The sequence below is a fragment of the Hutsoniella sourekii ATCC 700629 genome, from assembly GCF_000518205.1.
Classification (GTDB): domain Bacteria; phylum Bacillota; class Bacilli; order Lactobacillales; family Aerococcaceae; genus Hutsoniella; species Hutsoniella sourekii.
This window is the reverse complement of sequence record NZ_JADD01000013.1, coordinates 1-15,525: the sequence shown is the minus strand read 5'-3', so window position 1 is coordinate 15,525 and position 15,525 is coordinate 1. Positions and strand designations below refer to the sequence as shown.

General features: G+C 40.2%; 13 protein-coding genes. 3 read left to right on the top strand and 10 right to left on the bottom strand.

The genetic code is table 11. From position 1 onward, the window contains the following. Positions 1-60: 60 nt before the first annotated feature. From secA to T408_RS0103525, 5 genes are all read right to left on the bottom strand, one after another. Positions 61-2,463, bottom strand: coding sequence for a preprotein translocase subunit SecA (gene secA / locus T408_RS10765; protein ID WP_035420008.1), 2,403 nt, complete (start codon positions 2,461-2,463; stop codon positions 61-63). Positions 2,464-2,644: 181 nt separating this feature from the next. Continuing rightward, positions 2,645-3,199: a ribosome hibernation-promoting factor, HPF/YfiA family gene (gene hpf, locus T408_RS0103540; protein WP_028118725.1), complete on the bottom strand. Its 555-nt coding sequence runs from the start codon at positions 3,197-3,199 to the stop codon at positions 2,645-2,647. A gap of 212 nt (positions 3,200-3,411) precedes the next feature. Next, positions 3,412-4,176, bottom strand: coding sequence for a ComF family protein (locus T408_RS0103535; RefSeq protein WP_028118724.1), 765 nt, complete (start codon positions 4,174-4,176; stop codon positions 3,412-3,414). 4 nt (positions 4,177-4,180) lie between these two features. After that, positions 4,181-5,566, bottom strand: coding sequence for a DEAD/DEAH box helicase (locus T408_RS0103530; RefSeq protein WP_084543891.1), 1,386 nt, complete (start codon positions 5,564-5,566; stop codon positions 4,181-4,183). A gap of 148 nt (positions 5,567-5,714) precedes the next feature. Next, positions 5,715-6,617 (bottom strand): diacylglycerol/lipid kinase family protein, encoded by a 903-nt coding sequence (locus T408_RS0103525; protein ID WP_028118722.1) that lies wholly within the window; start codon positions 6,615-6,617, stop codon positions 5,715-5,717. 143 nt (positions 6,618-6,760) lie between these two features. On the opposite strand from T408_RS0103525, the gene T408_RS0103520 reads away from it, so the two are divergent. Further along, on the top strand, positions 6,761-8,128 hold the full coding sequence (locus tag T408_RS0103520) for an FAD-dependent oxidoreductase (protein ID WP_028118721.1): 1,368 nt from the start codon (positions 6,761-6,763) through the stop codon (positions 8,126-8,128). 131 nt (positions 8,129-8,259) lie between these two features. Next, positions 8,260-8,904: a YigZ family protein gene (locus T408_RS0103515; RefSeq protein ID WP_028118720.1), complete on the top strand. Its 645-nt coding sequence runs from the start codon at positions 8,260-8,262 to the stop codon at positions 8,902-8,904. A 91-nt stretch (positions 8,905-8,995) separates the two neighbouring features. Here the strand turns inward: T408_RS0103515 and T408_RS0103510 are convergent, their stop codons facing one another. From T408_RS0103510 to T408_RS0103490, 5 genes are all read right to left on the bottom strand, one after another. Continuing rightward, positions 8,996-9,877 carry a DegV family protein gene (locus tag T408_RS0103510; RefSeq protein WP_028118719.1) on the bottom strand — a complete coding sequence of 294 codons (882 nt, stop codon included), beginning with the start codon at positions 9,875-9,877 and terminating at the stop codon, positions 8,996-8,998. A gap of 90 nt (positions 9,878-9,967) precedes the next feature. Further along, positions 9,968-10,795, bottom strand: coding sequence for an ammonia-dependent NAD(+) synthetase (gene nadE / locus T408_RS0103505; protein ID WP_028118718.1), 828 nt, complete (start codon positions 10,793-10,795; stop codon positions 9,968-9,970). A 2-nt stretch (positions 10,796-10,797) separates the two neighbouring features. After that, positions 10,798-12,282, bottom strand: coding sequence for a nicotinate phosphoribosyltransferase (locus tag T408_RS0103500; RefSeq protein ID WP_157060751.1), 1,485 nt, complete (start codon positions 12,280-12,282; stop codon positions 10,798-10,800). A gap of 193 nt (positions 12,283-12,475) precedes the next feature. Beyond that, entirely contained in the window at positions 12,476-13,492 is a 1,017-nt protein-coding gene (locus T408_RS0103495; RefSeq protein WP_028118716.1) for an RpnC/YadD family protein, read from the bottom strand. Between the two features lie 106 nt (positions 13,493-13,598). Then, positions 13,599-14,993 carry a sugar transferase gene (locus T408_RS0103490; protein ID WP_028118715.1) on the bottom strand — a complete coding sequence of 465 codons (1,395 nt, stop codon included), beginning with the start codon at positions 14,991-14,993 and terminating at the stop codon, positions 13,599-13,601. Between the two features lie 254 nt (positions 14,994-15,247). On the opposite strand from T408_RS0103490, the gene T408_RS0103485 reads away from it, so the two are divergent. Beyond that, positions 15,248-15,525 (top strand): helix-turn-helix domain-containing protein (locus tag T408_RS0103485; protein WP_028118714.1); only part of this gene is annotated, 278 nt, incomplete at its 3' end.

Here is a 15,525-nt window from a genome sequence, read left to right as displayed (position 1 = left end):
CAATTAATCTGCAGCTCAATAAGCGATTAATCATTCGGTTGCTACTGTTTCGTTTATTTGTTAGCTGACACGCGTAGGGTGGTTGACTTGTTCACGTTGAACATTTTGACGCACTTGTGCCTTCATTAGAAAACGTGTGACATCATATTCAATAGCCGCTGTCATCTCTTTAAAGCGCTCATAACCTTCTGTTTGATACTCTGTCAATGGGTTCGTTTGAGCATAGGCACGCAAGCCAACTCCTTGACGAAGGTGGTCCATCATATCGATGTGGTCTGTCCATTTGGTATCAACAACTCGTAAGATGATCACTTTTTCAAATTCTAGCACTTGTTCCGGACCATTTAGCTGCCCTATCTTCTCCCGATATAGAGCAATGGCACGATCGTAAAGGTTTTGCTTGAGTTCTTTAGCTGATTTACCCTTGAGATCGGATAATTGGATGGCATCCTCTGGTAATAATACAGAATGAACAAACTCTAATAATCCTTCCAGATTCCAATCCTTCTTATCACCTTCAGTAAAGATTTCTACCTGACGGTCGATTGTCCGGTAGATCATAGCTTCTACATAAGGTGTTAAACTTTCTTGGGTATTGATTACCTTTTGACGTTGACCATAAATAACTTCCCGTTGTTCACGCATAACCTCGTCGTATTCCAAGACGTTTTTACGTGTATCGTAGTTATTACCTTCCACCCGTTTTTGGGCAGATTCTACTTGGCGGGTTAGCATCCGGCTCTGGATAGCCATATCTTCACCATCGTCATCGTCCGCGTTTAGGCGTTCCCAGACCGCTTGAATCCGATCCGATCCGAATCGACGCATCAAGTCATCTTCCAAGGATAGGTAGAATTGAGAAGCACCTGGGTCACCCTGACGACCGGATCGTCCACGCAATTGGTCATCAATCCGACGAGACTCATGGCGTTCGGTTCCAATAACGCAGAGACCACCTAGCTCTTCGACACCATAACCAAGCTTAATATCGGTTCCCCGTCCAGCCATGTTAGTCGCAATTGTAACAGCTCCACGTTGGCCAGCCTGTAGGATAATTTCAGCTTCCTTGAAGTGATTCTTAGCATTCAACACTTCGTGCGGAATTCCTTCTTGAGTTAAGAGATGAGATAAGTATTCTGACGTCTCCACAGCTACGGTACCTACCAAGATCGGTTGACCTGTTGCATGGCGGCGTTTGATCTCTTCAACAACCGCTCTAAATTTAGATTTCAAATTCGGATACAATAAATCGGCCGCATCTATCCGTTGAACTGGACGGTTGGTTGGAATTTGCACAACGTTCATATTATAGATTTCTCGGAATTCTTCTTCTTCCGTCTTAGCGGTCCCTGTCATTCCTGATAATTTATCATACATACGGAAATAGTTTTGGAACGTAATGGAAGCCATGGTCTTAGACTCATCTTCGATTTCTACATTCTCTTTTGCTTCAATCGCTTGGTGCAAACCGTCTGAATAACGACGTCCATCCATAATCCGACCCGTAAAGCCATCGACAATCTTCACTTTACCTTCATCAACCACATAATCAATATCACGAAGCATAATGTAGTTAGCTCGCAAAGCTTGGTCCAAGTGATGAACGAGGGCAGAATTTTCAATATCATATAAGTTATTTAAGCGGAATACACGCTCTGCCTTATCCGTTCCTTCGTCTGTTAAAGCAATGGTCTTAGAAGTGACATCGATGGTATAGTCTTCATCTTCTTTTAAGCCTTTAACAAAATAATCAGCTCGCGTATATAAGGCTGTTGACTTTCCTGCTTGTCCCGAAATAATTAAAGGGGTTCTAGCTTCATCAATTAAAATTGAATCCGTCTCATCAACCACCGCAAAATAAAGGTCGCGCTGAACCATTTGGTGCTTGTAAACCACCATGTTATCGCGCAGATAGTCGAATCCTAATTCATTATTGGTACTATAAGTAATATCTGCGTTGTAAGCCTCACGTTTTTCTTGAGCGTTTAAAGAGTTCAAGTTTAAACCGACGGTTAATCCAAGGAAACGATACACTTCCCCCATCTCTTGGGAGTCTCGCGTCGCCAAATAATCATTGACGGTTACAACGTGAACACCACGTCCAGCTAGGGCATTCAAATAAACGGGCATAGTAGCCGTCAAAGTCTTCCCTTCACCAGTCTTCATCTCAGCAATATTGCCTCCGTGAAGGATAATACCCCCTTGGATCTGAACCTTATAGGGGAGCAGTCCCAATACTCGGTAGGCTGCTTCACGGACCACCGCAAAGGCATCGATTAAGATATCGTCCAAGCTAGCACCTTGGTCTAACTTAGCCTTAAATTCCGTTGTCATCGCCCGTAATTGTTCATCCGACATTGCCCGATAAGTTGGCTCTAAAGCCATTATCTTATCTGCAATCTTCCCGGTACGTTTAAGTTCTGCTTTATCATTTTCAATAAGATTTTTGAGAAAATTTGCCATTCAATTACTCCTTTAAATCAACAACAAATACTCGATTTGTTTCATTGTCTAAATATCTATCATATAAGAGGTACACTTCTATAGTGTATCATGGTTTAGCTTTAGTTTAAATCATTATCTAGCTTACTTGATTTCAAAAAAAAATTCCACTATTTCTAGTGGAATTTTGTGGATTAATTGATTAATTCAGTGAAGCTGTTTCAATTAAACCGTAGCGACCATCGTTACGACGGTAAACAATGTTAATATCATTTGTTTCTCCATCAGTATAGATAAAGAAGTCGTGGCCTAGCATGTTCATTTGAAGTACTGCTTCTTCACTGTCCATTGGTTTAAGATCAATTCGTTTAGAACGCACAATTTCTAGCTGTGGCTCTTCCTCATCACCAGAGTGATCTTCTAGGGAAGTCACAAAACCTTCCACTCCTTTTTCTCTGGATTTACGGTTAATTTTTGTTTTATATTTGCGCACTTGACGCTCTAACTTATCAACAACGAAATCAATACTCTTGTATAGATCATCTGTTGTTTCTTCTGCACGCAAGACTAAAAATGACAAGGGAATTGTCACTTCTGCTTTAGATGTTTTGTCAGGATAAACCTTAAGGTTGACGTAAGCAGTAGCATCCGGTGACTCATCAAAATATTTTTCTAATTTAGCCACTTTCTTTTCTGCATAATCGCGAATCGCTTGAGTAACCTCAATGTTTTCTCCACGTACATTATAATTAAACATTCTAAATCCCTCTTCCCACTTATATTCTAATGGTCAGGACCAACTTCAGTAGATAAATCTTGTTGACTTCATCATCTAGCACTGACTAGCGATGAAAGCCTCAAAGCCAGTCAATCACATTAGTAGAAGTAGTTGTCTACTACTTAACTGTATTATAGCATAATCACTCAAAAATGAAAACGCAAACAGATTATTTTCATAAATCTTCTTAATTATTTCTCATCTAAATCATCTCTAGCTAAGCTTAGACTTATGATCTCTCCTCCACCCTTTAAGTCCAAGCATTCCTTCAACAAGCTCTTGGACGCTAATATCGTCGCACCAGTAGTATAGATATCATCAAAGATTAAATACTTCTTATCCACAAACTTGAAATCCGAAGCAATTTCAAAAGGTTGTTTCAGTTGTAATCGTTCCTGACGATTTTTTTGGGCCTGTCTTTGATTATCTCCAACGTAGTTAAAGCAACATTGGTGAGGAATACCTGCTGTATCTAGTAATAAACTCACAGGATGAAAATAGCGCTCCTTGAGACTACGAGGAGATGAGGGAAGTACCAACCATTGAAAATCGGAGTAAGTAGGATAAATTGTTTTCAACTCCTCTTTAAAAATCCAAGCCAAACGAACATCATCTTGGTATTTGTATCGATAGATCCACTCCCTGAGAGCTTGGTTATAGTGATAAATCGGATAATGCTTAAGGAGTTCCTTTGTATGACTTCTTCTCCAACGATAGCAATCATAGCAATAGTCACTATCATCCCAATGATAAACTTGACGGTATAATTCTTCTGCTTTTGGATCTAGACTTCGCTGACAACCATCACAAGCTGGTGATTGACTCACAAACCGTCTATAGCTTGAACGACAATCAGAACACAAGACGGGAAACTCCAAGGGAGCTAGACTCAATACTTGGCTAAATGTTAAATCATGATTCAGATCTTTTTGACAATCCAAGCAAAAATCTGTCATAGCCCTACTCATCCTTAATCAATCCTTTCTGGCGAGCTCGTTGATTCATCGTTTGTATTTCTTCTCTCGCCTCCTTCATAGCTCGGGTAAGGCCATAATGACCATAGATCAATTGGCCCTTAGGATAATCCCATTTCCGTCCCACTCTACCACTCATTTGAACAAGTGAAGAGCGAGTAAATAACCGATCCTCACTCCCAACTATGAATACATGACAATTAGTAAAAGTAACCCCTCTTTCCAAAATAGTGGTAGTAATCAACCCTGTCAAATCTCCATCTCGAACGGCCTGAACCTTTTCTTTGCGCTTAGGATCTTTAGAATGGACACAAGCATAGCTTAAATGAGGACATTCTTCCTTCAGCCAGCTAAATAAGTCTTCAGCCAACTGAATATGGGGGACAAAGATTAAAACAACCCCATCTTGAGCTGTAAACTGTGTCACAGATTGCCAAAAGATTGAGCGACGATTGCGCTTTTGGATAGCTTGTCTCCAATCGCCGATCCAAACGAATTCGGGAATTGGCAAGGGATGGCCATGATAACGTGCTGGAAGGATGGATTGGCTTACCTGGTTAGACTGGACTAATTGATTTAAGTGGTCGTCAGGCGTTGCAGTGAGGTAGACTAACTTGCCTGTCGACTTAATCGCCCGTTTGACAGCATAATGTAAGGTTGGATCCCCCACATAGGGGAAGGCATCCACTTCATCGACAATTAATAGATCAAAGGCCTCCTGAAACCGTAACATCTGATGGGTAGTAGCTATCACTAAAGGGGTCCAGCGGTACTGATCACCGCCACCATATAGAAGAACTTGGTCTACACTATTAAAGGCCTCCTTTAATCGAGGGGCTAGTTCGCGACATACATCCACTCGAGGAGAAACAACGGCTACTCTACCACCGGCCTGTAGGACATGATCGATAGGTTGAAATAGTATCTCGGTCTTACCTGCCCCTGTTACCGCATAAATCATATGAGGCTTATCTAGCTCTTCTAAGCTTGCGATCACTTCTTGAGACGCACGACTTTGCTCCGGGGATAACTGGCCCTGCCAAGTTAAATAAGAGGAATCCGTAGATGGTGTTAGTTGATTCACAGATGGATGATAATACAGACAGTCTCCCTGGCAGGACCTCCCCATCTGTAAGCAAGCGGTGCAGTAGACTTTCTCTTCTAAATTGAACAAAGAACTGGAAGGAATCTTAGCAAACAATGCCTGATTCTGATTACTACAACGTTGACAAATGAAGGAACCTACTTCTCCCTGGATAGCGGGTAGTTGAATCACTTGCTCCAACTGGGTAAGCTGACCACCGGCCTGATGAAATTCATGATCAGTTAGCAATCTACCCGCTAGTACCATTTTATCTGCTTGTGTGTGCATTATTTTTCTCCTTTCACCCCCCTACTATATAAATACACATAATTTTTAAATTTACATTATTTTAATGCAAAAAAAGACTAGCCATGTCTAGGCTAGTCATCCTTGCTCTATAAGTATATTGAATAGGTGAGTCTGGGCCGGTCAAGACCTAGATCGCCTCTTTTTGGGGTTTAATCATTTTCAAATGATCATGCACGATACTAATGCGACAAGGAAGAGCTGGTCCTTGATCACCATCGACGGTTAAGTAGTGCTCCTGGCTATCATCAATAGAAATAGTCGCCTCCTTGAATTGCAAGTAGGTCATTTGCGGATTGTCCGATTTCTTTTCCTTGAAGAATTCAGGAATCATCGATAGCGACTCCAGTGCAGAAGATTCCTTGACTGCTAACATCTGTAAGTAACCGTCGCCTAGACTAGATTCCGAAAAGAATGATTCCAAGCCGTAAATCGAGTTGCCTAACCCGATAACAATCAGTTCATAAGCTTCTTCCTGTACCACCCCATCTACTTCTAAGCGGTAGGTTGGCGCTTGGTCTTGACCCAAAGATTGAAGCCCCTTAATAGCATAAGCTAATGGCCCCCACTTGGTCTTCATATCTGAATCAACCTCTTGAACAGATTCCGGTAAAGCTCCAATTGATACCGAGCTGATAAAATATTGATTACCTACCGTTCCCAAATCAATCTCTTGAATAACCGGTTGACGGAGGGCATCGATCGCTTGATCAACATCCATTGGATAGTCTAGCATGCGTGCAAAGTTATTTTTGGTCCCTAAAGGCAATAAGCCAATCGCTGGTCGATAAGACTGATCAGCTAGGCCAGTAATCCCCTCATTGATAGTTCCATCGCCACCCAGTAAATAAATGGCCGCATATTCTTTATCGCAAGCCTCCTTAGCTAATGCAGTAGCATCACCTTCTGCTTGTGTTTCTTCTATAGAAACATGGTCAAACTGCTCTTGTAAAACTTTCTCTAATTGATGAGCGTAGTCTACCGCTTCTTCTTGACCAGAACTTGGATTAACAATGATCATTGCTCTTTTCATCTTATTCCACTCCTTATCATGTATCGTTATTCTATCATAGTCAGTGTTAGGATGAAACGATTACAATCTGAGCAAATTATTTGAATTCCCCTAGTATAACGTTTACATTTAAATTACCAATAAACTATTAGGAGGAATTGTAAATGAAAGTAATCGTTGTTGGTACCTCTCATGCGGGTTATGAAGCTGTCCAGACTTTACTTAAGGAAGTTCCGGATGTAGAAATCCATCTATACGAACGGGGCTCTACCGCTTCATTCCTATCATGTGGTATTCAAAGTTACTTAGAGGGAATCTCTCCATCATTAGACAGTTTGCACTATGCTAATGAAGATTCGTATAAGGCTCAGGGTGTCCATGTCCATATGAACAGTGATGTCATCGCCCTAGATCCAGAAGCCAAGAAAATTACTGTTAAAACTCAAGAAGGTGAAGAGGAAGCTTCTTATGACAAGCTTTTCCTAAGTCCTGGTGCAGTTCCAGTTGAAATCCCAATTCCTGGTATTGATAGTGAACATGTTTACTACTTACGTGGTCGTGAGTGGGCTGATAAAGTCAAAACACGGATGGATTCTGCTAAAAAAGCGGTTGTTGTCGGTGGGGGATATATCGGTATTGAAGTGGCTGAAGCTTTTGTTAAAAAAGGCATTGAAACCACTGTTATTGACTCCTTAGACACTATCTTACCAACCTACTTGGACAAGGAATTCACAGACATCTTGCAAGAAAATGCTAAAGAAAAAGGCATGACCTTCCAAGGTGGAGAAAAAGTTCAGGAAATTGTTGCTGAAGATGGTAAAGTAGCCAAGGTCGTAACAGACAAGGGTGAATATGAAGCAGATACTGTCGTCATGGCTGTAGGGGTTCGTCCTAATACCGCTTGGTTGAAAGATACTCTAACTGTCAATGATCGCGGTTTTGTAGCTGTTGACGAACACATGCAGGCAGAAGGTGTTGAGGATATTTATGTAGCTGGCGACGCCACTCATATCCCATTTGCCCCAACTGGAGACGCCCGTGCGATCGCCTTAGCTTCAAATGCTCGCCGTCAAGGTGTTATTGCTGCTAAAAACATTGCTGCTGGCGAAAATAAATTCACCATGCCTGCGGTTTCAGGTACTTCAGGTCTCAGCCTATTTGACTACCACTTTGCTTGTACCGGAATCAAAGATATTGATGTTGAACGTGGCATCGACTTGGATGTTGAAAGTAAGTACCATGAGGAATTAATCTTACCTAAATTTATCGGAGACGATACAACCATCCATATGAAAGTTCACTACGAAAAAGATAGCCATCGAATCTTAGGAGCTCAATTGATGTCTGAAAAAGATGTCATGGTTGCCATCAATGCGTTATCTGTCGCTATTTCTGCTGGCTGGACACTAGAAGATTTAGCCCTTGCTGACTTCTTCTTCCAACCAGAATATGATCGTCCATGGAACTTCTTGAACGTATTAGCCCAACAAGCTTTGGGTGAAACATTCGGTAGTGACAAGGAAATCTTCTAATTTGAAATGATGAGCGCAAGCCTTCGGGCTTGCGTTTTTTTATGACCAGTGTGTGACTTGTTTATACAGAATTCATCATGTTATAATGAGGCAGATTACCCCCAGTAAATAGAAAACAAAGGATGAATTCAATGTCTGCAAATTATTACAGTATTAAAGAACCTCTTATGGATGAAATCGAAATCAAAAAATCTCGCTTCATTACCTACTTAATCCCCATTCATTCTGAAGAGGAGTTCCAGCAACACCTTAAGCAAATACGTAAAGAACACTATAAAGCCACTCATCATTGCCAAGCTTTTATTCTAGAAGAAGATGCTTCTGTCCAAAGAGCCCATGATGATGGCGAACCAAGTGGTACGGCTGGTGTTCCAATGCTCGAAGTTTTAAAACAAAATGACCTCACCTTCATTATGGCCGTTGTTGTCCGTTATTTCGGCGGCGTTAAACTTGGCGCAGGTGGGCTGATACGAGCTTATAGTAGTGCGGTTTCTGAAGCCTTAAAAAAAGCTATCATTATTCAAAATATTACTCAAGACCTTCTTGAAATCCAGCTGGACTATTCTCAAATTGATTTGTTTCAATATTTTTTGGAAACAACGACCCTCAAAATCACAGTCCTGGACACCCAATATACAGACCAGGTCACCTATCAATTAGCAAGCCATGAAGAAGAAACAAATCAACTCCTAGATGCTCTAACTGAGCGTTTTAGTGGCCAAGTTGATTTTGAACATCTTGGCAAAAAGACAATTAATCTTCCTATCAATAAATAATAAAAATGAACGGACCCCCTAATGTTGGACCAATAAAATCCAATATTAGGGGGTCCGTTCATCAGCTGATGCTTTTTATTGAAACAGGATGTTACATCTCTTCCGGACGATGAGGTAAGACCATCATTCCTAAGGCACCAGTTCCTGTATGAATACCTATCACCGGTGTTAGCCAGGCTATCTTAAAAGAAACTGGGCTAGCTAATTGCTCTTGGATAGCATTGCAAACGTATTCAACCTCTTTTTCTGCTCCTGTATGAGCAATCCCTATATCAAAATCAGATCCATATTTCTTGGCTTCAAGCAATACTTGATCAATCATCCGATTTAAGGCTTTCTTTTTAGTACGAACCTTATCAAATAATTCTATCGAGCCCTCCGATCCAATCCTCAGGATAGGCTTAATACTCAAGGCTGTTCCGATGAGCGCAGAAGCTGCTCCAATTCGCCCTCCCTTGGCTAAATTATCCAGGCTATCTACCATTAAATAGATGTTTGCTTCCTGAGCAATTCTGACTAGAATTGCTTGAATCTCTTCTAGATTGAAACCTTGTTCCACAGCCTTTAAAGTCTGGTCAACCATGTATTGTATTTTTAAGGAAGCCCCGGCTGTATCGATCACTAAGCTTTCAAAGTCTTCTTGATAGCTTTCTAAGAGTATGCGACAGGTTTGCGCGGTCCCACTCAAGGCGTCAGCTAAAAAGAGCCCGATCACCTGGTCGTATCCTATACGCTTCATTTCGTCTAGTATTTGAAGAAATTCAGCTGGAGCTGGTTGAGAGGTAGTCGGTAATTCTTTCTCCTGACTCAAAAATTGATAAAATTTCTCAATTTCACTTTCATTGTAAAGATCATCTAATACTTCATCATTGAATTTAATGATTGATAAATCAACCTGATAGACGTCTGGATGAGCATTTAATTCCGAGATCCCAGCAGAACTATCAATTATTATCGCTGTTTTCACTTTCATACCACTTCCTCTATTACAAGTTCTCACTCAACTAGACTTAGAAAATAAAAAAGCTAGTCTTCCCAAATGGGATCCAGACTAGCTTGATGATTAGCGCCAAAATTGATCATAAATAGTGATAGGCAGATGGCGTTTGTGCTGAGTTTTTAAATACCAAGATTCAATTACTTCAGCTTCTTGATCAGTGACGACGCGTCCTTCTAGGTAGTCATCAATAGCTTCATAACTCACGCCAAGCGCAACTTCATCCGAAAGCATTGGACGGTCTTCTTCCAAGTCGGCAGTAGGAACTTTGAGATATAAAGCTTCGGGAGCTTGTAAATACTCTAATAATTGGCGACCCTGTCTTTTATTCAAGCGCCAAATCGGTGCAACATCACAAGCACCATCTCCAAACTTGGTATAAAAACCAGTTACACTTTCAGCTGCGTGATCTGTACCTAATACCGCTCCACTAACCTGACCTGCAATCGCATATTGGGCAATCATTCGCTGTCTTGCTTTAATGTTACCCTTATTATAATCACTAATTGTTAAATCATTATGAACTAAGGAATTCACCATGGCATCAGTAGCAGGTTTAATATCCACCACCATTCGTTGGTCAGGTTGGATAAAATCTAGAGCCGCTTGAGCATCCGCCTCATCTGCTTGAGTACCGTATGGCAATCGAACGGCTATAAATTGATAACGGTTATCCTTTGTTTCCTGACGTAGCTCTTCGACAGCAATCTGAGCCAGTCTTCCTACCAATGTGGAATCCTGCCCACCACTAATTCCTAGAACATAAGTGAAGAGCCCCGCATGCTTTAATAAATATTCTTTTAGAAAGTTAACCGACCATCTTACCTGATAAGCCGGATCAATTTCGGGTTGAACAGCTAAGGCCTGAATGATTTCAGCTTGTAATGAACGCATCTTTAATTCTCCTCTTCGATTCGGGCAACCATTTCATCCACTGAATCACGAATCTCTGCTATACTTTCCATTTTAGTATCATACAAGTCCTGAGACAAGTCTACTGGATACTGTTCTGGATTTAGGATGCGACGATATTCATCCCAAAGTCCCATATAATTCTCTTTGGCATATTCCCGGATTTCGTTGATATTAGGTAATTTATAAACTTGCTTACCAGCTTTAAAAATATCATGAAGAAGCGGACGGGCTGTAAAGTCTTTGACGGTTTTATTGATATAAGTATGGACCGGATGAAACATAAAGAGCTCATCTAATTGATCAGGTCGTTCATAATTAAAGGCTACATAATCGCCTTCTGACTTTCCATCCTCATTACGATTAATGCGCCAGACCTGTTTAACACCTGGCGTTGTCATTTTAGAAGCGTTGCTAGACAATTTCATTGTCGGCACAAGTTGACCAGAGCCATTATCGATACTCACTAATTTATAAACTGCCCCTAGAGCTGGTTGGTCAAAAGCTGTGATCAGTTTTGTTCCAATCCCCCAATCATTAACCTTGGCCCCCTGCATTCTTAAGTTTAAGATCGTCTTCTCGTCTAGGTCATTAGACGCTACAATCCGGGCATCCGGGAATCCAGCATCATCTAATTGTTCACGGATACGTTTGGATTGATAAGTAATATCCCCAGAATCAATTCTAACCCCAATAAAGTTAATCTTATCGCCCATTTCCTTAGCCACTCGAATAGCTGTTGGCACACCTGAACGTAAGGTATCATAAGTGTCGACCAAGAAGATAACATCTTTATGCGTTGAAGCATAAGCCTTAAAAGCCTCATATTCATCTCGGTAAGCTTGAACAAGTGAATGGGCGTGGGTACCAGAAACTGGAACACCAAATAATTTACCTGCTCGTACATTACTTGTCGAATCAAAGCCACCAATATAAGCAGCTCTTGCTCCCCACAAGGCCGCATCCATTTCTTGAGCTCTGCGAGCTCCGAATTCAGCTATAGTATCGCCTTCGCCCACTACAGAGCGAATCCGGGCCGCCTTAGTGGCAATAAGTGTTTGATAGTTGATAATATTCAAAATCGCAGTCTCAACTAATTGACACTGACCTAGCGGGCCTTCGACCTGGATCAGAGGCTCATTAGCAAAGCAAAGCTCGCCTTCTCTCATCGAGCGAATGGTCAACTTGAAATCAATTTCGCTTAAATAAGTCAGAAAATCTTCCTGATAGTTCCCCAATTCACGAAGATAATCCAAATCCTCTTGGGAAAACTTCAACCCATTGGTATAATTGACAATTCGTTCCAAGCCAGCAAAGATGGCATAGCCATTTTCAAAAGGTAAACTACGGAAATAAGCTTCGAAAACAGCGGGTCTTTGGTCAATGCCAGCTCGCCAATAAGTCTCCAGCATATTGATCTGGTATAAGTCTGTGTGAAGCATGAGGCTGTCATCTTCATAATTGTACATGGTCATCCATCCTATCTACTTGGGATTTATTAGAGATATTGTACCATAAAAAGCGCTCTATGACTTATTTACTCGCTTATTTAACCCTAATTCATTCCAATTATCAAAATTTTGCACAAAAAAAAAGGACATTCCCTCTTTGAAAAAGAGAGAATATCCTTGAATTTTGATTGCTTATGAGTGTTGAAACAATTTAAGCCGCTTGAGAGCTAGCACTTTCTTCAGAGCTAGTAGACTCAGTATCGGTCACTTCTTCCTCAGCTTGATCAAAGGTTGGAGCATCGGCAGGAACTTGAATGTCGACATCTTGTCCATACTCATCGATAACTAAGTGGTACTCTACATTAACAGAAATACCCCCTACCTCCTCAAGGTCCGTGCCAACAACTTCAGCAATCTGTTCTGGACTTAGAGCAAACTTAAGTGTCATTTCTTTTAGCATCTTGCTTTCTTTATCATAGCGGGCTTCACTTTCTTGAATACCAGCTAAACCTGCTTTGATCGCTTTTTCTTGAACTTCTTTAATTTGAGCCTCATCCTCAGCTGTCAAAGCTTCTTCTTGGACTTGGCGGGCTTGATCGATTGATTCTTGAATGATTTTATCGAAATCAAAGGTTTCGTTTAATTGATCATACAAGGTATCGACATCAAGATCGGATTTAATGCTGACAATATATTCTGTATCAGTCTCAGTAACCTCACTTAGTTCAGCATTCAATTGATCAATTAATTCCGTATTTGTTTCTGCCTCCTGTTTTGATTGTTCATATGCGGTTTCAAATTCACCGATTTCATCGGAAATATCCTGAACCGTCCATGCAGATCCATCATAGAAGTAAATGATATTGTCTAGAATTGTCACAGAACCGGAGAAATTAAGTGGCATTGGCTCACTTTCTTCTTCTGCTTCATCCTCAGCGACAAAATCTTCCAAGACTCCATCTGCTTGAATATTAGCTTGTAGTGCGAAAGGTTCCATTTGGATCTTAATGTCACCGTTTGCCTTACCATCCACTAATTTATTGGTATCATCTCCAACGGAAATACTCACTTCACCATGTCCAGCTAAGGAATTAACATCTTGATTGGCTTCTTGTAATTCTTTTAAGATTGTTTTTGAATCAATTGCTTCAGCCTTTACGACATTATTTAATGGAGCAAACACAAGTCCTAGTGAACTCAGACTAAGTAACCATTTAGCAAATTTCATGATAGAATCTCCTCCTTTGCCCTAAGAGTACCATAAATAAGACATTCTTAGCAATCAATAATCATCAAAAAAGACACCCCGAAGGGTGTCAGTTATTCAAATCATCTTATTTGATTACACGAATTTGATTGTCAAAATCGCTCCAATCCGACTTACGTTTATTTTCCTCGTCCAAACCTCTGGAACTCACCTTATCAAATAAAATTTTCAATGTTTGAAACAGTAATTTGAAATCAAAGGCTAAGGAATAGGTCTTAATATAAAGTAAATCAAAGTTTAATTTACTATTAAAGTCAGTTGTGTACTTACCATAGACTTGAGCATATCCTGTAATACCTGCCCGCACATTATGGCGCAAGAGATAGTAGGGGTTCTCTTTGGCATAACGGTCGACAAAATAAGGTCGCTCAGGTCTTGGTCCCACTAGCGACATATCTCCTTTTAATACATTAATCAGTTGTGGTAATTCATCAATACGCGTACTTCGAATAAATTTACCTACGCGAGTAATGCGACTGTCATTAGATTTTGCTAGCACCGGGCCTGACTCTGCTTCAGCTGATTCACTCATGGAGCGAAACTTGAGAATGTCAAAAGTCTGTTGGTCTTTGGTAATCCGCTCTTGGCGGTAGAAAATAGGTCCAGGTGAGTCTACTTTAATCAAAATAGCTGTTACTAGCATAATTGGGGCTGTCACCACTAATAAAACTAAAGCGACTGCTAAGTCAATCAAGCGTTTAACTACTGCTTCTTCTGCAGAAATCTTAAAGCCAGAAACTTCAATGATACTTTCGTCTTCAAAGTTCATAATATTGGGGTTTACCATCATCAGATTTTCAAAATTGGTACTTAAGAACAGCTTCTTATTGGCCTTCATTAAAAATTCATAAATAGCTAATCTTTCTTCTTCATCGGCAATATTGCCCGTGATATAAACAATATCAACCTGATCAATTAATTTACGAATATTTACTAAATAATTAGATAGAACCACATGGGTCACCTGATGTCGACGGTTGGACATAGAGTCAAAGTTACGAACGGCTTCTAAGGCGCGATCACTCTCCCCTACCACTAAGACTTTTTTTTGACCTCTTAATCGCTGATAAAGCTTGTAAATCAGTAGATTAAAGAGAAACATCACAATGCTACTAACAAAAAAGTTTACCAGTAAGACAGATCTAGGAAAAGTGAGCCAAGAACCTGCATAAGTCATGGCCATCATATAAAAACTTAAAAACAGCTGACTTAACATGGTGAAATAAAAAAGGTCTGTTTTACTCTTGTTGTAGAAAATATAGGTACCAAACAAGAGATTGATCACAATAAATCCAATAATAATAAATGGATAACTATTTTCGAAAGCAGAAAAATTTCGGTAGGGAATATCTCCTAAAAACTTTAGGTAAAAAGATATATAAATACATCCCAGGGAAACTATAGATCCCAGAATGACCGCTAAAATTCGCAGCAACCCATTCCATTCGTTGCGATTATCCACGGTTAACTTCCTTTCTTTATCTATTAGTCAGATATTAACTAATTAAAAGAAAATATCCTCCTGAGTTAGCCGGTAACTAGCCTCGACTAAAGTCTTATGGATATATTCTTTACGGTGTCTTCTACATAGAACTAAGAATAGATTATTTGTGTAGAAAAGTCAAAATTTTGTTAAACAAAAAAGCCTATAGCTAACCTGTACTGTACTGACCCCCAAAAGTTAGAGTTAAAAATCTAACTTTTGGGGGTTATTTTATGTCCAAAAAATATTCTTACGAATTTAAATTACAAATTGTACAAGAGTACTTAAAAGGTCGGTTAGGGTACGAGTCACTGACCAAAAAATATGACGTTTCCAGTTCTTCCTTAGTCAAAAAATGGGTAGCTCAGTTTCGAGAGGAAGGCCCGTCAGGGCTTAAGAAAAGGAAGTCAAACAAACACTATCCATTGAATTTTAAACTGAATGTATTAAGATTTAAGCAGGAGACCGGCGCTTCTTATCAGGATGTAGCTATTCATTTCAACATTCATGA

What these genes read in the sequence shown, in the direction of transcription:
- secA (WP_035420008.1), bottom strand. Translation starts at nt 2,463, where the DNA reads ATGGCAAATTTTCTCAAAAATCTTATTGAAAATGATAAAGCAGAACTT.
- T408_RS0103515 (WP_028118720.1), top strand. Translation starts at nt 8,260, where the DNA reads ATGTCTGCAAATTATTACAGTATTAAAGAACCTCTTATGGATGAAATC.
- T408_RS0103535 (WP_028118724.1), bottom strand. Translation starts at nt 4,176, where the DNA reads ATGACAGATTTTTGCTTGGATTGTCAAAAAGATCTGAATCATGATTTA.
- T408_RS0103530 (WP_084543891.1), bottom strand. Translation starts at nt 5,566, where the DNA reads ATGCACACACAAGCAGATAAAATGGTACTAGCGGGTAGATTGCTAACT.
- T408_RS0103520 (WP_028118721.1), top strand. Translation starts at nt 6,761, where the DNA reads ATGAAAGTAATCGTTGTTGGTACCTCTCATGCGGGTTATGAAGCTGTC.
- T408_RS0103525 (WP_028118722.1), bottom strand. Translation starts at nt 6,617, where the DNA reads ATGAAAAGAGCAATGATCATTGTTAATCCAAGTTCTGGTCAAGAAGAA.
- T408_RS0103510 (WP_028118719.1), bottom strand. Translation starts at nt 9,877, where the DNA reads ATGAAAGTGAAAACAGCGATAATAATTGATAGTTCTGCTGGGATCTCG.
- nadE (WP_028118718.1), bottom strand. Translation starts at nt 10,795, where the DNA reads ATGCGTTCATTACAAGCTGAAATCATTCAGGCCTTAGCTGTTCAACCC.
- T408_RS0103495 (WP_028118716.1), bottom strand. Translation starts at nt 13,492, where the DNA reads ATGAAATTTGCTAAATGGTTACTTAGTCTGAGTTCACTAGGACTTGTG.
- T408_RS0103500 (WP_157060751.1), bottom strand. Translation starts at nt 12,282, where the DNA reads ATGTACAATTATGAAGATGACAGCCTCATGCTTCACACAGACTTATAC.
- hpf (WP_028118725.1), bottom strand. Translation starts at nt 3,199, where the DNA reads ATGTTTAATTATAATGTACGTGGAGAAAACATTGAGGTTACTCAAGCG.